Consider the following 23,061-nt stretch of genomic DNA (forward strand, 5'->3'; position numbering starts at 1 on the left):
ACTTTTCTAATTAAATTTTACATCAACCCAATGACGTGGAAGACAACACCAACAACGAATAAACCAAGAATAATAACAATTGGTGAAACTTTCTTCTTCAATAACCACATACAGAATAATGTTAACAATAACCCAGCGAGGCCAGGAATCAAACTATCTAAGTTATCCTGTAAAGTCGTTATCTTATGGGCTGTCAAGGATAAGCCATCATGCTGCTGCACCAAAGCTTCCTTGATTCCTTGAGCACCTTGCGGCAATTTATCCCAATGAATGTAAGCTTTGCTGTCTAGTTTAACCGTTGAGACAATCGGCGTAAATTTCACCGCTACCCAACGGTTGACCAGCGATCCTAGGATAAACATACCTAAAATAGAAGCTGTCTTCGTAACGTCCTGTAACAATCCACCGGACATATCTTCCGTAATACGAGAACCTGCTCGATAACCAAATTCTTGCGTATACCACATGAAGGCCATCCGAATAATGTTCCAAGCAACAAAGTAAATGATTGGTCCAAGAATATTCCCGGATAAAGCCATTGAAGCCCCTAAGGCCCCTAAAATTGGCCGTACCGTGAACCAGAATACTGGATCCCCAATACCGGCTAACGGTCCCATCATACCAACTTTCACACCTTGGATGGCAACATCGTCAACTGGTGCGCCATTAGCCCGATCTTCTTCAAGGGCTAATGTAACCCCTAGTACAGGTGAAGCCAAGTAAGGATGCGTATTAAAGAATTCCAGATGCCGTGTTAAAGCAGCTGCCCGGTCTTCTTTAGTTTTATATAATTTCTTGATGGCTGGAATCATTGAGAAAGCCCAGCCACCATTTTGCATACGTTCGTAGTTCCATGACCCTTGAATAAAGGTTGAACGTAAGAAAACGGAGATACGATCTCTTTTTGATAATTTAACTTCATTTGCCATTTTTATTCGCCTCCTTCTTAGTAATCATCTATGATATCGCCGACAGGATCACCGGTACCAGAACTCTTACCGCCATTACCTGAACCGCTTTGTTTCGAAAGGGCTAAGTAAATCAACGCTAGAGAAATACCAATGGCACCTAAGCCGATCAATGTGAGTTCTTTGATGGTTGCTAAGACGAAACCAATGGCAAAGAATGGCCAAACTTCACGTGTTGCCATCATGTTGATAACCATAGCATAACCTACGGCAACAACCATGCCACCACCAACGGCTAACCCATCAGTTAACCAAGCAGGCATCATACCAAGTAAATGTCTTACAGGGCCGGCACCAATAGCCAAAATCAAAACGGCTGGAATAGCAATACGTAAGCCCTGCATGATGATGGCGATAATATGCCATAAATCAACTTTGGCAATGTTCCCTTCTTTAGCAGCACTATCCATGATATGAACAATACCAGTTGCTAATGTACGGGCAATAATCGTTAATAGTAACCCGGCGACAGCTAAAGGTACGGCAATGGCAATGGCAGAGGTTACACCAGCCTTACCTTGACCGCCTAAAACAAGAATAATAGCAGATGCGACAGATGCTAAGGCAGCATCAGGGGCAACGGCGGCACCAATATTAGCCCAGCCTAGTGCGATCATTTGTAATGAACCACCTAGAATCAAGCATGGTACTAAGTCCCCGGTCACCAAACCGATCAACGTACACGCAATTAAGGGTTGATGAAATTGGAACTCATCCAAGATCCCTTCCATACCGGCTAAAAACGCCACGATGGCTACTAGGATCATTTGAATTAAATTTAAATCCATAATCGTTATTCCTCCTTTTCCTTCGAACAATAAGTGCTACTTTTGACGATTAAGTTCTTCTTGTGCCTTCTTCAAAATATCGTCCATATTACCCTTCGAATCATTCGGTACTTTACGGACATCAAAGCTGACACCGTCAGCCTTCAATTTGTTAAAGGTATCAATATCGTTTTGGTCAAAAGCAAGTACCTTATTCGGCTGAACTTTGCCAGGTGAATGGGCCATTGAACCTACATTGATAGATTTCAGTGGCACGCCACCTTCAACGGCACGTAAGGCATCCTGTGGTGTTTCGAATAATAGTAAAGCCTTTTGACCCCCAAAATGCTGATCGTCTTTAGCTAACTTGATCATTTGATCAACAGGGACAACGTGAGCCTTAACACCAGGAGGTGCCGCCTGCGTAATCAAATTTTTACGTAACTCATCTTTCGCAACTGCATCTGAAACAACGATGATCCGTGTTGGGCCTGTTTCCTTGGTCCAGGCAGTCGCAACTTGACCGTGCAACAACCGTGAATCAACCCGAGCTAAAACATATTGCATCCTACCTGGTGCCCCGGCACTAATAGGTCCAGCAGGTTCAGCAGCAGCTTCAGTCTCCTTTGGTTCAAGAGATTCTGGTCTTGGTTTGATGCCATCCCGACCAGCGCTAACTAAGTGCGCTGCAATTTCTTGTGCAGAATCCATGGTTAAACGTGACCCATATGCTTCAATCAGCATTGGTAAGTTCAATCCGGTAACGATAGCCCACTTGTCTTTATGTGCTTCAAAAAGACCATTTGCTTGATTGAATGGAGAGCCACCCCATAAATCAATCAAAAACAGGACCTCATCCTCAGGATCGAATTTGGCAATAGCCGCTTCGAGGTGTGCACGCAAGTCATCTGGGCCTTCATTAGGCATAAAGGTGACTGCTTCGACTTTTTCTTGCTCGCCAAAAATCATTTGACCGGATTGCAAGATGCCTTCAGCAAACTTCCCATGGCTTGCAAGGACGATTCCTACCATATTTGTCGCCTCCTAAGTAATTTGTGAGCGATGACTCAATATTATATTGTCTTATCAAAATAGTAATAATAGCAATAATATGAAAGTATATGATTAAGTGCATCACTACCTTTGAATATACTCACATTTCCATCATTTTGCAAGGGCTTTTACTCTTGTTGCTACGCGTTTTCATGAAAGGGTATGTACCAATTGATTCTATAACGGCTATTTTTTTAAAACTTAATTAGGTCACTGGTCGCAAGATGGAAATGAAAAAGTTATCTCCATTATTTATATTAAATTTTGATATGAAAATTAAAAAAATAAAGTCAGGCTTAAAACACCTGACTTTTACTAAAATTTATATATTAACTATATAGAATCGTCTTTTATAAGTTGGTCCCTTTAAACCGTGTTTGGAATAATGGACTAACCGGTTGATTATTGTAGATCCGTTTAATAGCCGTTCCCATCAATTCCCCCACAGAAATCTGTTCCATTTTGTCGATCATTTTTTCTGGTGGCATTTGAATCGTATCTGTGACGACTAATTTGGAAATAGCTGAATCAGAAATACGTTGAATGGCAGGTCCTGATAAAACAGGATGCGTACAACTAGCGTATACTTCCGTTGCGCCAGCATCTTTCAAAGCTTGAGCAGCTAGCGTGATTGTCCCAGCTGTATCGATCATATCATCGATAATAATGCAGCGTTTGCCTTGGACATGACCAATAATATTCATAATCTCAGCCACATTAGCTTTTGGCCGGCGTTTGTCAATAATTGCCAAAGGTGTTTTTAAGAATTTAGCAAGCTGACGTGCCCGTGTAACCCCACCATGATCTGGAGATACAACAACAGCATCTTTTTCTAAACCATTGCGCAAAAAGTAATCCGCAATCAAAGGCGCACCCATTAAGTGATCCACCGGAATATCAAAGAAGCCTTGGATTTGAGCAGCATGTAGATCGATCGTCAAAATACGGTCCGCCCCAGCTTTTTGCAGCATGTTGGCAACTAATTTTGCCGTAATCGGTTCTCTTGGCTTGGCTTTGCGGTCTTGACGCGCATAGCCATAGTAAGGGATCACGAGATTGACACTATGTGCTGAAGCACGACGTAATGCATCAATCATGATCAATAATTCCATTAAATTATCATTTACTGGTTTAGATGTGGATTGAATTAAAAAAACATCACAGCCGCGAATACTTTCATCAATATTGATTTGAATCTCACCGTCACTGAAACGGTCTACAGAAGATTTTCCAAGTGGAACGCCCACAGCATCAGCGATTTTCTGTGCCAATGGGAAGTTGGAATTAAGTGCAAATAATCTCAAATCATGTCGGGTTGCTTGTTCAGTTGTCATTATGGCCTCCAAATTCAACGTTCTATTTCCAGTCTTCACTGTTTGCTAATGGCAATTTACGCCAGTAGTCTTCTTTATTAGTTTGTCGTGAACGGGCAATTGCCATGGCATGTTTCGGAATATCATTCGTAATCGTCGAACCAGCAGCAATGAAAGAATGATCAGCGATATGGACTGGTGCAATGATATTTGAGTTACTCCCCAGAAAGGCATGGTCACCTACTGTGGTATGGAATTTTTGCACGCCATCATAATTGACAAAAACCACACCGCAGCCAACATTAATATCACTACCCAAAGTTGCGTCACCAACATAAGATAGATGCCCCACCTTAGTCCGAGCGCCAATAGAAGCCTTCTTCAATTCGCAAAAATTACCAATATGTGCCGCTGCACCAACTTCAGATTGTGGCCGTAAATGACTATTTGGCCCAATATCACTACCTTGATGCATGATGGATTGTTCAATTGTTGAGGCAGTTACTGTAACCTGATCCTCGATCGTTGAATCTACAATTTTAGAATGGGCACCAATCACGCAATGGGCACCGATTGTTGTGTGTCCCTGCAATTGCACACCTGGCTCGATCACACTATCCCGGCCAATCGTAATATCGCTATCGATATATGTACTTGCTGGGTCAATGATCGTTACCCCGTCACGCATATGTGCCTCGTTGATCCGCTGCTGCATAATCTTAGTTGCTTTAGAAAGAGCAACGCGATCGTTAACGCCCATTGACTCTTCAAATTCAGCCATTTGGTATGCTGATACAACGCCACCTTGATGGCGAATGATCTCAATTACATCGGGTAAATAATATTCATGCTGCGCATTTTCATTTTTCACTTGATGTAATGCCTTGAAAAGTGTTTGATTATCGAAACAAAATACCCCAGTGCTGATTTCATGGATATCTGCTTCCTGACTGTTGGCATCTTTTTGTTCGACGATGCGTTCAACGTTACCTAACTCATTACGCACAATACGGCCATAGCCAGTTGGATCAGGTGCTAAAGCTGTTAGCACGGTTGCCTGTGCATGCTTTTCCTCATGAAACTGGAACAGCTTCTTGAATGTTTCTGCTGTAAATAAAGGGGTATCCCCACTAACCACTAAAGTAACTCCGGTCCTATCACCAAGAATTTGTTCTGCTTGCAAAACTGCATGTCCAGTCCCCAACTGTGCTTCTTGAAACGCATATTGAGTCCGATCACCCAGAACAGCTTCTACCTTTTGGGCACCATGACCGATAATCGTAACAACTTCAGTTGGCTCTATCATTTCTACTTGGGTCAGTACATGATCAACCATTGGCTTACCACAAACCGGATGTAAGACCTTATAAAGATCAGACTTCATCCGTGTGCCTTGGCCAGCTGCCAAAATGATCGTAAATCTATCAGGCATTACCTATTTCTTCCCTTCACTTGCGTACCGCAAAAATCCATAATTGCTGTCACTATTTTACCTTAAAATCAGTGACTTCTCAATAATGTATCTAACTGTGAGCCGCATCAAGTACGTTAAAATCAGTTTGAGTCATATAACTACCGGGAACTGCTTTGATTTGATTATTGATTGCATCCAAGCTATCAATGCGAATCAATGAAGTATACGCTGGTACGGCGCGTTCACCCTCAAATTTACTTTCACCAAAGACAGCAATGCCCGCTAATTCAGCTTCAAATTCCTTGACCATGCTGACCATGCCAGAAATCGTGCCGCCGCCTTTCATAAAATCATCGACAATTAAAACATGGGCTCCTTTTTGCAAACTGCGTTTAGAGAGTTCCATTTTTTCGACCCGTTTGGAAGAACCAGAGACATAGTTCACACTGACCGTCGAGCCCTCAGTAATCTTAGAGTCACGGCGAACGATCACAAATGGCTTATTCAAGTAATAAGCCACACTTTGAGCAATTGGGATCCCCTTTGTCGCAATAGTCATGACCACATCAACCTGTTTTTTTGCATATTGACTTGCAACTAAACGGCCAACTTGTCGTAAAACTTCTGGCTCACCTAGCAAGTCAGATAAATAAACGTAACCACCGGGTAAAACCCGCTCTGGCGCTGAAATACGCGTACTCATTTCATTCAAAAACTGCTCAGCCGTTGATTGGTCCACCGTTGGAATGTAGCGCACACCACCAGCAGCTCCTGGCACAGTCTCCAGAATACCCGTGCCTTGTTTTGCAAAGGTATTTCGAATAATCGTCAAGTCTTCACTAATTGATGACTTAGCTGAGTCAAAAGCCTCTGAGAAAAAAGTCAAGGGCACCAAGGTATGGGGGCGTTCTAACAAGTATCGTGTCATTTCAATGACACGATTGCTTCTACGTACTTTCATACTAAATCTCCTTTGCAACAAAACGATTGAAATATATCTACGCATCAATAAAATGACCGTATACATTATACGTGTTTAGTCCGCAAATTCCTAGCAAAATTTAAAATAATAAAAGACATTGTTCGGTTTCTACAATGTCTTCAGTCGTTAGTTAATTGGTAAGGCCGCAATAAATAGACTTGCTCACAAAATCCTCGCATGCTGTTAAATATATGTTTCGCTCGGCTATAACTATGGCATAAACCGAAAACTGTCGGACCGCTGCCTGACATACCGGCGGCATCCGCACCAAACTGTAGTAACTTTTGCTTCAAATAGCCAATTTCAGGGTGTTGCTGACCAGTTGTCGTCTCTAACACATTGCGTACTTGAGCTGTAAGCAACGGATAATTATTTTCCTTTAGAGCTTTGATAAGTTGTCTTGTATCAGGCCGATATCCTAGTTTCTGAAGATCAAGGCCACGTAAAATATGCCGTGTTGAAACTGAAAAATCAGGTTTCACAACAACATAATATAATTTCAAGTCGGTTTGTAAAGGACGCACAATATTGCCCTGCCCAGAAACATGGGCTAAACGTGAAAATACACAATAGGGCACATCCTCATCTAAAGCCAAACTTAAATCAGCCAAATATTGTTCTGAAAGATTTAACCGCCAAAGCTGGTTTAACCCACGTAAAATAGCCGCTGCATCACTACTGCCACCACCAAGGCCAGCAGCTACCGGAATATGTTTCTCAATAAAAATTGAAACGCCTTGTTTGATTTGGTATTTACGCTGCAAAATACGTGCTGCTTGATAGGCCAAGTTACGATGATCTTTTGGCAGATAATTCTTGTCTGTGGTTACGACGATCTGATCGTCTTGACGTGGCGTCAGATGGATATAATCAAAAAGATTCAACGAGGTCACGACCATCGACCATTTGAATATATTGGTCGTTACGCGGCCCAATATATCGATTGATAAATTCAGTTTTGCCGGTGCCAAAAAAACTTTTTCCATGGGCTCACCAACATTCCTTAATTATTCTTGCCATACATTATAGCGTAAATACAAACAGGACACTACCTAAAATAAATCGGTTTCAAATGATCCCAAAAAAAGACTAGACAAAAGTTGAACTCTGTCTAGTCTTTTAATATTTAAAAATAATTCAATTACAATGTCATTCAAGGTGCTTAGTTCTATCGTTTGAGTTATGCGTCTGTCTGCTTACTTTGGTCATCATCAAAATTGATTTTGATCGTTTTCGTTAGCAAATCTGCGTAACTATACGAAACACGTTCAAAAGCATTTTCTGTTTGATCCAAATCAACCACAAATACGGAAGGATAGGTTTCTTTTAATGTACCCTTGCGGCGTGTGATCTTCTTTCTACCTGCTTGTGCAACAACTGTTAGATTATGTCCAACTTTGCCATCAAGATTATGCTTAATGCTAGCTAATGTAATTGGCATGCACTCACCCCTCAAAAGACATTATACCACAAATTTTAAAAGATTACCATTTTACCATATGTTTGCCGCCAGCGCTAGTATAAATACAAATTCTAATTAAAATTATAGTTGTTTTTTAATAGAATTTGATATAACTGCTTCAATTGTACCAATGATAATGCTTCAGCACGGACGGTTGGTTTGATACCAATTCCCTCGAAATACCGGCTCAAATCAGCACGCAGTTGATCCGATTTTCCAAAATAATTTAGAAAATTATTGATCATTTGCTTTCGACGCTGCTTAAAAGCAACTAAAACAAATTGATTAAAACTTGCCTGCTGGGATTCAGGGATCAACGGCGTATCCAAGGGTGTTAAAGAGACAATCGCCGAGTCCACTTTAGGCTGGGGTACAAAAGCAGTCTTGGGTACTTTAAACTCGATCTTAGCCGTCATCTTTGTTTGAATCGCCACCGATAAGGATCCATAGTCTTTATGTCCAGGTTCGGCCACCAAGCGTTGGGCCACTTCTTTTTGCATCATGACCACAATTTTGGCAAAAGGCACTGGAGCCGCCAATAATTTAAATAGAATCGGCGTCGTAATATAGTACGGTAAATTAGCCACAACTTTGATTGGTTCGACATGATCAAAGTTGGCACGGACGAGCTCAGCTAAATCAGTTTTTAAAACATCTTGGTTCATGACTTTAACATTATGATAAGCAGCCAAAGTATCTGCTAAAATCGGCAATAAACGTTGATCGATTTCTAAAGCAACAACTTTATCAGCTGAATGTGCCAATAACTGTGTCAGAGCGCCAATCCCGGGCCCAATTTCAAGAACTTGTTCCTTTGTAGTTAGATCAGCTGCACTGACCATTTGCATTAATAATTGAGGATTGGTCAAAAAATTTTGCCCCAAACTCTTCTTAAACGTAAACCCGTGCTTTTGTAGAATTGCTTTTGTTTCACTCATTGAACTGATCAAGGGTGCGTCATGACTCATGAGATTGCTCCTTTTGCTTCAGCAGTCGATCATCTTGTAATTGATTCACTTGTGCTACCGCCGTTAAAAATTGATTACGAGAAATTTGAAATGCCGTTAATCGTTTGAGGAGCTGCTTGCCATTCACTAAACCAATGTTCAAAACATCGCCTAATAACAGTCGGCGTTTCTTTGCCTGCGGACCAGCTAATAAACCAGCTTCAATCAAGTCCGCTTGCGTTATCGTCGCCACATATTTAGCATCTGTTTGAGTTTGATAAGCATTCATCAGTGCCTGTTTTAAAGCTGCATTAGAAGCATGTTCAACCCCAAGTGTCCCTTTGGATTTAGGTACTGCAGAAGAAGCTGGCAAAAAAGCCTGCTTAGCATCAGGAATACGCTGTAAAATTGTTTTACGTATTTTTTCACCTGGCGCATCAGGATCTGTAAAAACAATAATACCACGGCGCTTTTGCGCCTCCGCAATCAATTTTAAAGTTGCATCATCTATAGCGGATCCATTAGTTTCAATCGTATCAATGGTGGGATCGAATTGCTGCAGGCGTTTAGTATCATCACGGCCTTCAACAATAATAATCTCTTGGATCTTAGTGATTTTAGACATTATGGCGCCACCCCAAAAATTCGACAAGCGTTTTGATAGGTCACTGCCGCAATGTGTTCTGGTGTTGTCTCCCGTAATTCGGCCAATTTTTGAACCACATAATAAGTATAACCCGGTTCATTAGGTTTGCCGCGATAAGGCGCTGGCGTGAGGTAAGGTGCGTCAGTTTCCACTAATAAACGGTCATCGGGCACCACTTTAGCTGCGGCTTGAATTTCAGGGGCATTCTTAAAAGTAACCATGCCACTAAAGGAAATATACATACCTAAAGCTAAATAGCGTTGGACTTCATGATCATCTCCGGTGAAACTGTGCATGATGCCACCAAAGTCACAGACCTTACTTGCATTTAATATTTCATAAGTATCATCAAAAGCTTCTCGGGAGTGAATCGAAACTGGTTTGTTTAATTGAGCAGCCAACGTTAACTGGCGGGCAAAAACCTGGCGCTGCACATCGCGAGGAGAGGTATCCCAATGATAATCCAAGCCAATTTCACCTAAGGCAACAACTTTTTCCTGCTGTAATTGCTGCAGCAAAAGTGTCTCTGCAGCCGGATCATAGTCCTTGGCAAACTCAGGATGCCAACCAACAATGGCATATAATTCTGGAAATTTAGCCGCTAAATCTAAGGCTCCAGCGTTAAGAGCTGTATCTGACCCTACAATCGCCATCTTAACCACGTTTAATTCACGCGCACGGGCGATATAGTCAGCTTCTTTGCCTTGATAAGGGGTATCGTTTAAGTGCGTATGGGAATCAAAAATCTTCATATTAACCTACATCGGCTCCAATTTCATGATTGTCCGGTAAAATCAGCAATTGAACTTTACCATCTTTTTCAGACGTCAATAACATACCTTGGCTGACTTCACCCTTTAATTTCCGTGGTTTCAAGTTGGTAACTGCTAATACGCGTTTACCGACTAAAACATCTGGATTTGGATAATATTCTGCGATACCTGATAGAATCTGCCGATGACCTTGATCACCCGCATCTAATTCAAATTTAAGCAGTTTATCTGCATGGGCAACTCGATCGACCCGAATGATCTGAGCCACGCGAATTTCTGCTTTATCAAAGTCATCAAATTTGATTTCTTTTTTATGATTGACCAATTCGGTGGCACTCGGATCAAAATCGGTCCCAGCATGCTTAGAAGCCTGTTGTTCTTTAGCCATCTGTGTTTTGATGTACGCTACTTCAGTTTCAACATCTAATCTAGGGAAGATGGGTTCACCTTGGGCAACAACCTTAGCATCTTGGGGGAACCGCCCATAAGTCAGTTCTTGTGTCTCAGTGTCGTCAAACACTAAGCCTAGTTGTGTGAAAATTTCTTTTGGTGCTTGTGTTAAAACTGGTTGGATCATCAAGGCAATGACCCGCAATGATTCGGCTAAGTGAGCCAAGACACTGTCTAATTGGGCTGCTTTAGCCGAGTCTTTAGCCAATACCCAAGGCTGTGTTTCATCAATATATTTATTCGTACGGGAAACCAATTGCCAAACCGTGTCCAAAGCATTAGAGAACTTAAATTCATCCATAGCCTTCATATAGTTGGCAATAGTTGTTTCTGCGGTTGCTTGCAGATCCTGATCAAATTCAGTAACGTTGGCTCTATAATTAGGCACTGCACCAGCGCGATACTTATTGATCATCGCAACGGTCCGATTCAATAAGTTACCTAAATCATTAGCTAAATCGTAGTTGATTCGATCCACAAAATCTTCCGGTGTAAAGACACCATCGTTGCCAAACGGAATTGCCCGCATCAAATAATAACGTAAGGCATCCAGGCCATAACGTTCAACAAGCATTTCGGGATAAACCACATTACCCTTAGATTTTGACATCTTGCCATCTTTCATCAATAACCAGCCATGACCAAAAATTTGTTTTGGTAACGGTAAGTCTAAAGCCATCAAAATAATTGGCCAATAAATCGAATGGAAGCGCACAATCTCTTTACCCACAAAATGGACATTTGCTGGCCAATAGCGTTGGAATAAGCTGTCATCATCACTGCCATAACCTAAAGCAGTAATATAATTTAATAACGCATCGACCCAGACATAAACCACGTGTTTCGAATTGCTTGGAATTGGCACACCCCAATCAAAAGTCGTCCGGGACATCGCCAAGTCTTCGAGCCCAGGTTTAATGAAATTATTGATCATTTCATTCTTACGGGATTCAGGCTGGATGAATTCAGGATGCTCATCATAATATTTTAATAATCGATCCGCATATTTGCTCATCTTGAAGAAATAAGATTCTTCTTTGACCAATTGGACTTCGTGCCCAGAAGGGGCTTTCCCACCAATCACTTTGCCATTCTCGTCCCGGTAAACCTCAGCCAGTTGTGTTTCTGTAAAATACTCTTCGTCTGATACTGAATACCAGCCTTCATATTCACCTAAATAAACATCGCCTTGATCGATCAGCCGCTGGACAATTTTTTGCACGGCTTTGACATGGTAATCATCTGTTGTCCGAATAAACTTATCATTAGAGATATCCAGCATTTTCCAAAGCTTCTGAATATCGGCAGCCATGCCGTCGACGTATGCTTGCGGTGTCGTATGTAAAGCTTCTGCTTTTTGTTCAATTTTTAGACCATGTTCATCCGTACCAGTCAAGAAAAAGACATCATACCCAGACAAACGCTTATAGCGCGCCAAAGTGTCAGCCGCGATAGTGGTATAGGAATTACCAATCGTTAGTTTACCTGAAGGATAATAAATTGGTGTTGTAATATAATATGTTGGTTTTTGTTCATTCATGCGTAACCCTCACAGTTATCTTAGTTATCTTTTATGATATTTTAATTTAATTGAAAATAATGCTATCAGTATAGCATAATTTACCGCTAATTCGTATGGACCACCACAATATTCTTAGAACAACCCCATTTGCCGGGGCGCCAATCCAGAAAAGGAAAGCTTTAACATTTTTTGCAAACTCAACGCATTATCGGCCGCATCGCCACCAGAATTATTATTGAAAATCACACAGACCTCTTTGGCTTGGGCTTGAAATTTTTGAACCGTCTGAGCGAAGGTCTTGAGTTCTGTCTGATTGTAGCGATATAACGTCCGTTTACCGCGCCATTGGGCATCTTGATGCATCCACCCCATCGTATTACGACCATGTAAGCGCAATAATACCAGCTCTGGATTCGTCATAGTTTCATAATAAGGCACACTATTTGCCGGGGTCTGAGGTTCATCGACAATCGTCAGTGTTATTTTCAAGCGCTGTAACAAATCTAAGGTTTGCTGCACGTATTTTGCATCGTACCAGCTGTTGTTGCGGAATTCCACGGTTAAAGGCAATTGTGGCAAAGCTTGTCGAATTTTGACCAAATACCGAACATGTTCCGCCGACACGGCAAAAAAAGGTGGAAATTGAAATAAAATCGTTTTAAGTTGGTTGGAACGGACCAGCGGCTGGACCGCTTGTCGATAATCATGAAATAACTGGTTCAAATGTGCCGCTTCCGTATTTTCATGCAGCGTCATAAGTTTATGTACTTTAAAAACAAACTGGAATTGCTGTGGGACTTGCGCGCCCCATTTAGCAAACTGCTGTGCTGATTTCAAACCATAATAAAGGCTGTCTACTTCCACACAAGGAAAAAAGCTGGCGTACTCTGGTAAAGTCAACGCTTTTTTCTCTGGCATCAAACTTTGGTGTTCATTCCACGTTGTTAAGCCGATCGTAATCATAGTAATGGCACTTCCGCTTCATTTTGAAAATCTGTATCATCGATCGCAAACTTAACCAATTGGTCGCCTGAAAAATCAGTGACAAAGCGATGCGCTTCATTTTTGATCATATAGGGATAAGCTGCTTTCAAATCGGCGATCACCCCATAATTTTGTGGCTGCAAAACCCAATCTAGTGGAAATAAATTTAGCAATCCTTCGCGCATGTTAACTGGTGTTTTCAATTGATAATCAGTGTTTAATCGTGCCGTAAATAAATAGATTCGGTTCTGATAAACGCCAGAAACGAACCATTCCATATAGCCATTATTTACAAGTTGATAAGCATCTTTGGCAATGCCCGTTTCTTCAAAAATTTCTCGCTGCACACCTAATTCAGGCGTTTCACCAGCTTCAATTTTACCGCCAATACCATTCCACTGGCCGATATATGGCTTTTTATAGCGATTCAACAATAATGCTTGCTGGTCTTGAAGTATCAAAGCTAGAGTTAATCGCCTTTTTTTATCCGTCATTGACAGCCGCCTTTCTTACAGGTCTATCTAAAAAAATCCAGCTTACCATATCAAACTTAAATTATTCTAGCGGCGTCGATGTTTCACAAAAGTGACATAATGTAAAATCGATGCCAATAAAATGAAAAAGATCAGGACAAACGAAACGTAATTTGCTAAGAAATTAGTCAATGGCAATACCCTGCCTAGAAGAACTTGAATGCCCATTGTGGCCAAAGCCATGACAGCAATCATAAAGAAGAGCTGAATATAACGTTTCACTGTACTATCATCCTTTCGTTTCTTTCGGGCAATCTTTTGTCCCCATTTATGACACAATTTGATTTTTGCCGGTGGTAAAGTTTTCATATCAAATGTATTTGGTAACACTAACTCACCCACTTTGATCACACCAGCCGCCGACATAACGGTATCGATCGTCTTAAACGTTGGGTCTGTGACTCCTGTGATAAAGTTTTCTAAAGTGCTTTTATAGCAACTTGTTACACTTAAATAATGCTTATTTTTGAAGGGTCCTGGAATCGTATCGCCATTCTTCTTTTGATAAACTAACTTAGGCCGTAAACAGTCTAAGAAATTCTTCATTGTCCCAGCTAGGCCGCCCCAATAAGTCGGCGCAGCTAGGACCCAAACATCACTTTCTGCCAATTTTTGGATCAACTCATTCAAAACCGGATTAGGCTGATTCGTATGCGGCTTGATATCATAGTCCTCCAAATATAAGAACTCAGTCTCTTCCGTCTCTGGAACGGCTTTAAGAATCTCCGTCAATAATTGGCCCGTCAACCCCTGACGCTTGTGCGCGCCTAAAATACCTAATACCTTCATGATTGTCTAACTCCCAATGCAATATATTATTGCGTATCCTGTAATGCTTTGATTTTTTTGGCTTGGACTTGCTTAGAAACCAACAGAATATCCCGAAATAAATCTTTGATATAAGGCCGCAGATGCTCATCTTCAACCCGTGTCATCAATTCATCCAGTAGATTTTTTTCACGCATAATGTCAGTCAAGCCAAGTTTCTGTTCAAATTTAATTTGCGCAATTTGTTCGCCAACTTGTAACCTTTCTATCAATAAAGCAACTAATTTTTGATCAATGGCATCAATCTTTTGACGTTCTTTATCCAACAAGCTCAGTCATCTTCTTTTTTATTATTTTGCAGCGTACGTTCGATTCTTTTTTCTGGAACAATCCACAACAAGAACATCAATCCATCAATGGCAAAAACCGCCAGTGGTACATAAATGCCGATAACAACCGCTAAGGCCGCCATTCCAATGGAAATAAAGGGTTTATTATAATCTGCACCTAAACTCTTACCAATCAGTGACTGTTTGCCATTGACCCGAATCAGATCCTGAACCATAAGTGCCCAGATGATATTGGCTAGCAGAATTACCGTCCCATAAGTTAATTCAGGTGCTTTAGCGGCAAAATGGCCACCTTCCAAAACCCAAGCCGATGTAAATGGAAAAAAGCTCAAAAAGAACATCAAAATCATATTTAACCAAATGACCCGGCCACTAACTTTATGCACAATTGAAAACAAATGATGATGATTGATCCAATAAACGCTTAAAACAAAAAAGCTAAAAGCATAAATACTTAATGAGTCTCGAATGCCCCAAAGCCCCTTAAACGTGCTTGTCTCTGGCGCATGGATCTCTAAAACCATAATTGTCATCACAATTGCAATAATGGCATCTGTAAATGCTTCAATTCTTGACTTACCCATCTTGTTCCACCTCATGAATTTATTAGAGTTGTGCAAAGACGGTTTGGGCATCCTCCTGTATCATCTCGACGGGCAAATTAAAAGTGACTTTCTCCTTATTCACGGCGACCAGCTTAGCATCTGCTTGCCGGTACTGGATCAATCCTGCAAAAGGATAAACTCTAAAGGAAGTCCCTACAACGACGATCAAATCTGCCCGAGCAATCGCAGCCACTGCTGCCTCGATCGTGTCCGTATTGATCGGCTCGCCATACAAAACGATATTGGGACGCAAAATACCCCCGTCTGCTGCATGATGATAATCTTTTAAATAGGTCTGATAATCAAACTTTTGGCGACAAGTCTGACAATAGATATCATACAGATTACCATGGAATTCGATGACATTTTCAGCCCCAGCTTTTGTATGCAGACCATCCACATTTTGGGTTACAATGTCCCCTTTGCGATTCGCGATTTCAGCCATTTTTTCGTGAATAATATTGGGCTTGGCTTTAGGAAAATACATATTTTCTTTCACAAATTGATAAAAACTATCTGGATGTTGTTGTAAATTTTCATGACTCAATAAATATTCTGGGTTCTGATGGCCAGCATAGAGTCCGTTTTTAGAACGGTAATCTGGAATGCCTGAAGGTGTAGATACGCCTGCACCGGTTAAAAATGTGACATGTTTTGCTGAATTAATTGCGCTTTTCAAATCAAACATCTGATAATCCCAGCTTTCTAATGCTAAAAATTTAAAACAATTGGTGTATAATAAGCCCCGTAAAGGAGTGAGCCCATGAAGCATCCAGCTATTTATTATCTAAGTTATTTATGCCTATTTTTCGTGCTTATTGCACTGTTAGTCATTGTTTATCATCTATTTATCATGGTATCACAGCAACTGCCTTATACTTTTGAAATGCATTTTGGTGGGCGTTAACTAGTTATTCACAAATTACCCATACATTTGATTCTTGAGGTCGAAACAAACGTATCATTTTGTTTCTGACCTCTATTTATTTTACAAATGATGCTATATCCCTCTTGCCGCACTCAATTTATCTGACAGCGTAGGTAATACCTTCTTGCTCTAAGACTGTTTGTAAAGGCGTCTCGTAAAGATGCTGGAAAGTCTCCGGCGTAGTGTCTTGATCTACTTTGTGTAAAATAAAAGCAGCTTGCCCGTCATTTTTCCCCATCGCCACATAGGCTTTTTGTTTGCTGGCGAGCTCTGTAAAATCTGTATGCAAGACTTCTACGACTTGTCGCAAAGCTAAACGTAATTGCCGTTGGCTGAAGATCGGCGTCAAAATTGCAAATTGCTGGTGATTCATCGGCACATAGCCTAAACTTTCTGTAAGTTCAGCAAATTTTTTAAACAAATTAACCACCGCTCGTCGAAAAGCGAAAGGTGTATCCAACGCCTTAGCAGTTAGCACTTCATATAGCTGTTGGGCATACTCAAAAGCAGCTGGATATTTTAACAATAGTGTGTTCTTTAAAGTGGCATCCGCACCTTGGGTGAACACCAACACATCCAGCAAACTTAGCATGCGAAAAATCAACAAGTTATCTTCGTTCTTATTTGGATTCTCAGCTGGAACGCTAGCATAAAAACCATCTAAAAATTCTTTTTGCACCGTCTCATTGATCAAATGATGTTTTGTTTGCTCTTGTTGGATGATCACATGAGCCACGCTATTATATAAAGCTGTGGCTGTAGCACCCATTTGTTCATCTAATTGTGGCTTGCCACTCGTTAGTGGAAACTGTAATTGACTGAATCCACGAGCCACCATCAACATGTGCAGCAATTCATGAGATAATGTATAGGCCACATTGGTCGTATCCGTAACTTTGATTTCGATTGCACCATCTTTATGCACGACTTGTTGGGATTGGTCATGTAATAATAAACCTGACGCTGACCCGGTTACGGTTACAGTGATGGGCACCGGAAATTTATCCTGTACTTCGTTAAGTAAACTTTGTACTTCTGGACCATACTCATTAGCTGTCATAATGGCCTCCTATATATATTCCTAATATTAAATATAGTATAACATTTTTAGTACTTAGAAAAGTAACCTCACCTAGGCAATAAACTGATTAATTCGCTATAATAGAATTGATTGGAGGCCTATTTATGAAAATTCTTGTCCCAACTGAAGACCATTATCTCGATGATCGTTATGGCAAGTCAGGCAAGTCACTCAATGCTAGTTTGCAGTCCATTTCCTTTCCAATTTATATTACGAATCCCCCAGTTGACACACAATCTTTTGCCTTAACATTGGTCGATTTTGATGCGATTCCAGTAGGTGGATTCCCTTGGATCCATTGGCTCGTTGCTGACATTCCTGCGGATACGCGTGAAATTCCTGAAAATGCCAGTCGCAGTGGCGTCATTCCCTTTATCCAAGGACGTAACTCAACTGCCGGTGCTTATGTTGGTGTCAATAACCCTGAAATCAATCAGCACTATGCTAATCCAGCCCCACCTGACAAGGATCATGCGTATACATTGACTGTCTATGCTTTGGATAAAAAATTAAATCTTCAGCCAGGATTCTGGATGAACGAACTTTATCGAGCTATGAAACAACATATCTTAGCATCACAAAAATTGGAACTTTGGTATCATACTCGTAACTACTAATCGTTATTAGACTAATAAAGAGAGCGAGGGCGAAACAAAACTAACGTTTTGTTTTCACCGTCGCTCTCTTTGCGAACAATTTTATTTTAAACGTGTTCCAAAAGACAGCGCCCTTTGTCGCACTCTCGCTCTCTTTATTTATGACTACTTATGAAAATTTACCCTGATTTTCTAAGTCGCTAAGATGTTCATATAAAATACCATCACGCAGTCCTTGTTGTGAGAAAATCATTCGATCGGAATCTAAATGTCGCTGCAATAATACTGCTGGTGATAGGCCGCCAATAATGATATCGCCGCGTTCTTTAGACAATCCAGGAATATCTTTTCTTGCTGCCAGGTCCTTAGAAACCACTTCATCAAAGATATCATTAACCTGGGCGCCACTCATGCGAAAGCCGTGAATATCCCAATAACGCTTGAAGTTATCACGGCGGCGTTGAATTTTAGCCAAGGTTCGGTTGGAACCGCCTAAAGCAACAATTGGTAAATTTTTACCGCGGTCAAGCCACCAAATATCATTATATAGATTTTCCATAGCTGTAAAAAGCTGGAACAAGCTGCTAGCACTGACAAGATCTTTTTCAAGATAACGTTCAGATAAATTCACAGAACCTAAGGGTAAACTGATCAAATTCACAGCACGCCGATTTTGGACAAGGATCAATTCTGTACTAGCACCACCAGTATCCATCAAAACCGCATTGACCACTGGTAAAGAATTGATCACGCCTAAATAATCATAGTGTGCTTCCATCGCCCCGGTAATAACTTCAAGGTCAATATCAGCTTCTTTTTTGACCAATTTCAAAAATTCTTTTTGATTGGCTGCCATTCGCGTCGCTGCTGTCGCAACGGCACGCAAATTCAGCTTAGGCAGGTCCTTATATAATTTTCGAAAATTTTCTAACGTTGTCAACGTCCGCTCCATCGCCGGCTGCTTAAGTTCTTTTTCTGGCCCCATGTTTTCTGATAATCGTACTGGCTCTTTTTCTTCAATAATTTTTTTAGTTGTGCCATCATCACTGATTTCAGTGACTGTTAGCCGGGCTGAGTTGGAGCCCAAATCGATTACACCAAAATGTTCCATCCTTTTCCCACCTATTCTGGTTGCCTTGTAATTGGTATAAACTGCCGTCTATTTTTGCTATCTTGCGGTGTTTTAACGGTCGTTTCAGCAGTGCAAAGCTTGTCCGCCAAGGCTTGGCGATGAACGAGAAGATAGTCTTGAGCATCCAAACTTTCAAGTCCACGACGATCCACATGCGTCCATGTGCCATCCGCTTGTAAAACACGGGTCTTAATATTATCCCGCCACAGAATATCATAAATATGAATGATCTGTCGCCGAATGTTATCTTGCAATATTGGAAACAGCAACTCTACGCGTCGGCTAAGGTTACGGTTCATCAAATCAGCACTAGATAAAAATACCTGTTCTGCCCCATCCGCATAGAAATAGTAAATACGACTATGCTCTAAAAAACGACCGACAATAGAATGTACCGTAATATTTTCACTGATTTTGGGAATACCGACTTTCAAATTACAGATGCCTCTAACGACCAAATGCACTTTAACCCCAGCTGCACTAGCTTCGTACAATTTTTTGATCATTTTGGTATCTGATAGTGAATTAACTTTAATCTGAATAAGTCCCTTCTTACCAGCTTTAACATTGGCAATCTCATCATCCACACGAGCCATTAAGAAATCGCGGATACCTTCCGGCGAAATAACCATCTTATGAAAAAATGGTGGCTCAGAAAACCCGGAAAGCATATTGAAGATATTAGAAGCATCGATCCCCATCTCCTGATTTGCAGTAAACAGCCCCATATCGGTGTAAAGTCGAGCAGTAACATCATTGTAATTTCCGGTAGCCATATGCATATAACGCCGAATCCCATTTTCCTCTTTGCGGACAACCAAAGTCAACTTACAATGGGTCTTTAAACCCACTAACCCATAAATGACATGACAGCCAGCCTTTTCCAATTCCTGTGCCCAATGAACATTATTCTCTTCATCAAAACGGGCTTTTAATTCAACCAAGACAGTGACTTGTTTGCCATTCTCTGCTGCCCGTTTCAAATATTTAATAATTGGTGATTGAGAAGACACCCGATACAGCGTCATTTTAATTGCTAGCACGTTAGGATCTTCAGCCGATTGTTTAATAAAATCGATAATTGGCTGAAAAGAATCGTAGGGATGATCTACAAAAATATCGTGTTGCGAAATCTCATTAAATAGATTTTTGTGTCGCAATTTTGTTGGATAATACGGTTCAAACGGCGGATATAACAGCTCATTTTTGCCCGTCACTTGCTTGATCAACTTGCTGACAAAGGTTAGGTCAATCGGGCCTTTGACTGGATAAATATCAGCTTCTGCGAGGTCTAATTCTTTAACCAGCCGTCGCCGCAAGTGTTTGCTCATATCGGCTTCGATCTCTAAACGCATAGCCTTACCACGTTCGCGTTTTTTGATCTCATGCTCAATTTCTTTTAACAAATCAGATGTATCTTCATCGGCAACATCCATGTCCATATCCCTAATAACTCGGAAACAAGCCATTTCTTTCACATCAAAGCCCATAAATAACTCCGACATATAATGTTTGATGATCTCTTCTTGTAAGATGAATGTATTTTCTGCACCTGGTAATTTAATAACTCGTGGAAAAACATCAGGTACCTGAACCGTTGCAAAGGACTTGTCTTTTTTATCACCAGGTTTGTAGATCCGCAAAGCAATATTTAATGTATTATTGGCAATAAATGGAAAAGGTCGTGAAACATCAACAGCCATCGGGGTCAATACCGGATATAGATTTTGATGGAAATAATCCGCCACATAGTCTTTTTGTTTCGTTGTCAAATCGGTAAACCGAATTAAATTGATTCCTTCATTGGCAAGCTGTGGTAATAAAGACCGTAACAGCGTGGTGTATTGCTTATCCACCATGTCATGGGTTTTTTCTGATATTTTGGCTAATTGAACCTCTGGTGTTAAGCCCGAAGCATCTGTCCCTTGATACCCTACTGAAAGCATCTTGTGCAGTGAAGCCACCCGAATATTAAAAAATTCATCCAGATTACTCTGAGTGATGCCTAAAAAACGCAGGCGCTCTAACAAAGGGTTTTCTTTAGTTCGTGCTTCCTCTAAGACACGATCATTAAAGTCCAACCAGCTCAACTCACGGTTGTAAAAATACTTAGGTTCCGAAAATTTCATATTTGCACGCGTCCTTTCAAAATTGGTTCCAAGCCGAAGACATCTTCAAAGAACTCCCCTTTGCGTTTAAATGTCCATTTTTCAAGTTCAATATCATCATTAGCTACTGCTGTGATTATTAATTTAGTCGGCTGTTTCAAAGAAACACTGATTGATTTGATTTTTTGCTGACGACTATCATCCAAAGCATCTGCCAAACGTAATATTGCCGTTAATTTAGCAATGGTCATACGTAATTGAATGGGTAGTTCATCAAAGCGGCTCAATTCTGCTGAGGGAGTATTGACACTATGGTAGCGGGCAATGGCGCCAACCATTGTCAATTCAGGCTCTGATAGCCCCAAAATCTCTGAGTGCTGGATAATATAGTCAGAATGGGCATAGTGGTTGTGGTTATTAATATAGGTCCCCACATCCTCCACCATCGCCGCAATTTGTAATAATAATCGATCCCGCTGATTAAGTCCGTGGATTTTCTTCAACCGGTCAAATAGCTTCAAACTGATATCTGCCACAAATTGCTGATGTTTGGGTTCCACTTGATAACGCCGAGCCAAGTTCTGAGCTGAAGTCAAGATCTGTTCATTTTGTAAAGCGGTTTTTTGTGGTGATTTACGCCGACGTTCCACCATATCCACCGCGATACCATCAACCAATTTCAAAGCTGCCACCCAGATATTTTGAATATCATAATAGCTTAACAGTTGCTTTAATAAGACCATTATCGGCAGTACTTGAGGTACATCATCACTTTCAAGTTGAAAGTGTTTGATCAAATATTGATCACTGCCATGAATCATTCGATCATAAAGATCCTGAAACTCATTGATTGTTAATTGTACCGTTCTGTCCGTTGTTTGAATCATGGGTTCAAAAATCGAAATTGCCGACCCCATCAAGATTACGTTGTCAAAAGGCCCTGAACTGGGTGATAATCTGACAAAGTCTACCAATTGACTAGATACATAATCTCTTAATACTTCTACAAAATTAGGCACTTTATCCTTCATATCACGCATAACTTCGTAGACACGCAGCGGTCCTAACTTAAGATTGCGCGAAAAAACAAATTTACCTGCCCGGTAAGCAGTCAATTCCACGCTGCCGGAACTAATATCAATCAATAAGGCACTTTTCTTAATAATTTTAGGAAAATTAGCCATATAAGTTAACGTTGCTTGGTTGCGGTATAACGCTTCTTGGCTCTGACTCAACCATTTCAAATAAAAGCCCGTACGTTCACTGAGCTGTTCCCGCACAAACTCAGCATTATCCGCCTCATGAAACGAATGCGTCGCAAAAGCTTCATAATCATGAATCTGATAATCATCTAACAGCTGTTTGATACGCAACAAGGCTGCGGTGATCTCATTAACTGTTTTGCTGTGAATGACTTGTACGGAAAAGACATCTTCACCTAAGTCAATATCATACTTCGTGTTTTCTATGATCTGTAAATTTTTTTGGTCCACGACTTGTAAAAAAATATTTTGACCGCCGATGACAATTACTGCAAATAATCTTTGATTCTGGGCCATTCTTGTAACACTCCCGTTTCTATCTATATGCGTTATATCGTATTTCAGACGAGGTCAAGGCAAGACCAACCCTGTGTTGCCGACCTCTGGATACCGCACCACCTTACCAACGCTTCAGAT

24 protein-coding genes are annotated in these 23,061 nt (G+C 40.8%); 2 read left to right on the plus strand and 22 right to left on the minus strand.

The genetic code is table 11. The features are described from left to right. Positions 1-17: 17 nt before the first annotated feature. From ACNAN0_RS09955 to ACNAN0_RS10040, 18 genes are all read right to left on the minus strand, one after another. Positions 18-929, minus strand: a complete 912-nt coding sequence (locus ACNAN0_RS09955; RefSeq protein WP_230913202.1) for a PTS system mannose/fructose/sorbose family transporter subunit IID — start codon at positions 927-929, stop codon at positions 18-20. Between the two features lie 17 nt (positions 930-946). After that, the gene (locus ACNAN0_RS09960) at positions 947-1,756 is read right to left on the minus strand and encodes a PTS mannose/fructose/sorbose transporter subunit IIC (protein ID WP_230913203.1); all 810 of its coding nucleotides are present in this window, start codon (positions 1,754-1,756) and stop codon (positions 947-949) included. 36 nt (positions 1,757-1,792) lie between these two features. After that, positions 1,793-2,767 (minus strand): mannose/fructose/sorbose PTS transporter subunit IIA, encoded by a 975-nt coding sequence (locus ACNAN0_RS09965; RefSeq protein WP_230913204.1) that lies wholly within the window; start codon positions 2,765-2,767, stop codon positions 1,793-1,795. Positions 2,768-3,138: 371 nt separating this feature from the next. Continuing rightward, entirely contained in the window at positions 3,139-4,122 is a 984-nt protein-coding gene (locus tag ACNAN0_RS09970; RefSeq protein ID WP_230913205.1) for a ribose-phosphate diphosphokinase, read from the minus strand. Between the two features lie 22 nt (positions 4,123-4,144). Further along, positions 4,145-5,533, minus strand: a complete 1,389-nt coding sequence (gene glmU / locus ACNAN0_RS09975) for a bifunctional UDP-N-acetylglucosamine diphosphorylase/glucosamine-1-phosphate N-acetyltransferase GlmU (RefSeq protein WP_230913206.1) — start codon at positions 5,531-5,533, stop codon at positions 4,145-4,147. 91 nt (positions 5,534-5,624) lie between these two features. Beyond that, the gene (gene purR, locus ACNAN0_RS09980) at positions 5,625-6,476 is read right to left on the minus strand and encodes a pur operon repressor (RefSeq protein ID WP_230913207.1); all 852 of its coding nucleotides are present in this window, start codon (positions 6,474-6,476) and stop codon (positions 5,625-5,627) included. Between the two features lie 140 nt (positions 6,477-6,616). Then, positions 6,617-7,483: a 4-(cytidine 5'-diphospho)-2-C-methyl-D-erythritol kinase gene (gene ispE / locus ACNAN0_RS09985; protein ID WP_230913208.1), complete on the minus strand. Its 867-nt coding sequence runs from the start codon at positions 7,481-7,483 to the stop codon at positions 6,617-6,619. A gap of 194 nt (positions 7,484-7,677) precedes the next feature. Then, the gene (locus ACNAN0_RS09990) at positions 7,678-7,938 is read right to left on the minus strand and encodes a Veg family protein (RefSeq protein WP_230913209.1); all 261 of its coding nucleotides are present in this window, start codon (positions 7,936-7,938) and stop codon (positions 7,678-7,680) included. A gap of 92 nt (positions 7,939-8,030) precedes the next feature. Next, positions 8,031-8,927 (minus strand): 16S rRNA (adenine(1518)-N(6)/adenine(1519)-N(6))-dimethyltransferase RsmA, encoded by an 897-nt coding sequence (rsmA, locus tag ACNAN0_RS09995; RefSeq protein ID WP_416353177.1) that lies wholly within the window; start codon positions 8,925-8,927, stop codon positions 8,031-8,033. Beyond that, a complete protein-coding gene (gene rnmV, locus ACNAN0_RS10000; RefSeq protein WP_330166069.1) occupies positions 8,917-9,522 on the minus strand; it encodes a ribonuclease M5 in 606 nt (201 codons plus the stop codon). Before rnmV ends, rsmA begins: the two co-directional genes overlap by 11 nt. An 8-nt stretch (positions 9,523-9,530) precedes the next feature. Next, the gene (locus ACNAN0_RS10005; protein ID WP_416353178.1) at positions 9,531-10,304 is read right to left on the minus strand and encodes a TatD family hydrolase; all 774 of its coding nucleotides are present in this window, start codon (positions 10,302-10,304) and stop codon (positions 9,531-9,533) included. Between the two features lies 1 nt (position 10,305). After that, a complete protein-coding gene (gene metG / locus ACNAN0_RS10010) occupies positions 10,306-12,315 on the minus strand; it encodes a methionine--tRNA ligase (RefSeq protein WP_416353179.1) in 2,010 nt (669 codons plus the stop codon). Between the two features lie 114 nt (positions 12,316-12,429). Further along, positions 12,430-13,260 carry a DUF72 domain-containing protein gene (locus ACNAN0_RS10015; protein ID WP_416353180.1) on the minus strand — a complete coding sequence of 277 codons (831 nt, stop codon included), beginning with the start codon at positions 13,258-13,260 and terminating at the stop codon, positions 12,430-12,432. After that, entirely contained in the window at positions 13,257-13,775 is a 519-nt protein-coding gene (locus ACNAN0_RS10020) for an NUDIX hydrolase (protein WP_230913215.1), read from the minus strand. Before ACNAN0_RS10020 ends, ACNAN0_RS10015 begins: the two co-directional genes overlap by 4 nt. Before the next feature lie 66 nt (positions 13,776-13,841). Further along, positions 13,842-14,603 (minus strand): flavodoxin family protein, encoded by a 762-nt coding sequence (locus tag ACNAN0_RS10025; protein ID WP_230913216.1) that lies wholly within the window; start codon positions 14,601-14,603, stop codon positions 13,842-13,844. Between the two features lie 26 nt (positions 14,604-14,629). Further along, a complete protein-coding gene (locus ACNAN0_RS10030; protein ID WP_230913217.1) occupies positions 14,630-14,908 on the minus strand; it encodes a chorismate mutase in 279 nt (92 codons plus the stop codon). Between the two features lie 5 nt (positions 14,909-14,913). After that, positions 14,914-15,516, minus strand: coding sequence for a TMEM175 family protein (locus tag ACNAN0_RS10035; protein ID WP_230913218.1), 603 nt, complete (start codon positions 15,514-15,516; stop codon positions 14,914-14,916). 22 nt (positions 15,517-15,538) lie between these two features. After that, the gene (locus ACNAN0_RS10040; RefSeq protein WP_230913219.1) at positions 15,539-16,225 is read right to left on the minus strand and encodes an NAD-dependent protein deacylase; all 687 of its coding nucleotides are present in this window, start codon (positions 16,223-16,225) and stop codon (positions 15,539-15,541) included. Positions 16,226-16,300: 75 nt separating this feature from the next. Between ACNAN0_RS10040 and ACNAN0_RS10045 the strand changes: the two genes are divergently transcribed. Continuing rightward, entirely contained in the window at positions 16,301-16,444 is a 144-nt protein-coding gene (locus tag ACNAN0_RS10045; RefSeq protein ID WP_230913220.1) for a hypothetical protein, read from the plus strand. Between the two features lie 118 nt (positions 16,445-16,562). On the opposite strand, the gene ACNAN0_RS10050 is transcribed toward ACNAN0_RS10045, so the two are convergent. Beyond that, a complete protein-coding gene (locus ACNAN0_RS10050; RefSeq protein ID WP_416353181.1) occupies positions 16,563-17,525 on the minus strand; it encodes a hypothetical protein in 963 nt (320 codons plus the stop codon). A 125-nt stretch (positions 17,526-17,650) separates the two neighbouring features. Here ACNAN0_RS10050 and ACNAN0_RS10055 point away from each other — a divergent pair, with 125 nt between their 5' ends. Then, positions 17,651-18,163 (plus strand): YbhB/YbcL family Raf kinase inhibitor-like protein, encoded by a 513-nt coding sequence (locus ACNAN0_RS10055; RefSeq protein WP_230913222.1) that lies wholly within the window; start codon positions 17,651-17,653, stop codon positions 18,161-18,163. Between the two features lie 148 nt (positions 18,164-18,311). Here ACNAN0_RS10055 and ACNAN0_RS10060 read toward each other — a convergent pair whose 3' ends face one another. From ACNAN0_RS10060 to ACNAN0_RS10070, 3 genes are read right to left on the minus strand one after another with little or no spacing between them, the layout of a single operon-like run. Further along, positions 18,312-19,253, minus strand: a complete 942-nt coding sequence (locus ACNAN0_RS10060) for a Ppx/GppA family phosphatase (protein WP_230913223.1) — start codon at positions 19,251-19,253, stop codon at positions 18,312-18,314. 11 nt (positions 19,254-19,264) lie between these two features. After that, entirely contained in the window at positions 19,265-21,403 is a 2,139-nt protein-coding gene (locus ACNAN0_RS10065) for an RNA degradosome polyphosphate kinase (RefSeq protein ID WP_416353182.1), read from the minus strand. Next, positions 21,400-22,941 (minus strand): exopolyphosphatase, encoded by a 1,542-nt coding sequence (locus ACNAN0_RS10070; RefSeq protein WP_416353183.1) that lies wholly within the window; start codon positions 22,939-22,941, stop codon positions 21,400-21,402. Before ACNAN0_RS10070 ends, ACNAN0_RS10065 begins: the two co-directional genes overlap by 4 nt. Between the last annotated feature and the right edge of the window lie 120 nt (positions 22,942-23,061).

Source organism: Agrilactobacillus fermenti, assembly GCF_047943045.1.
In the GTDB taxonomy this organism is placed as follows: domain Bacteria; phylum Bacillota; class Bacilli; order Lactobacillales; family Lactobacillaceae; genus Agrilactobacillus; species Agrilactobacillus fermenti.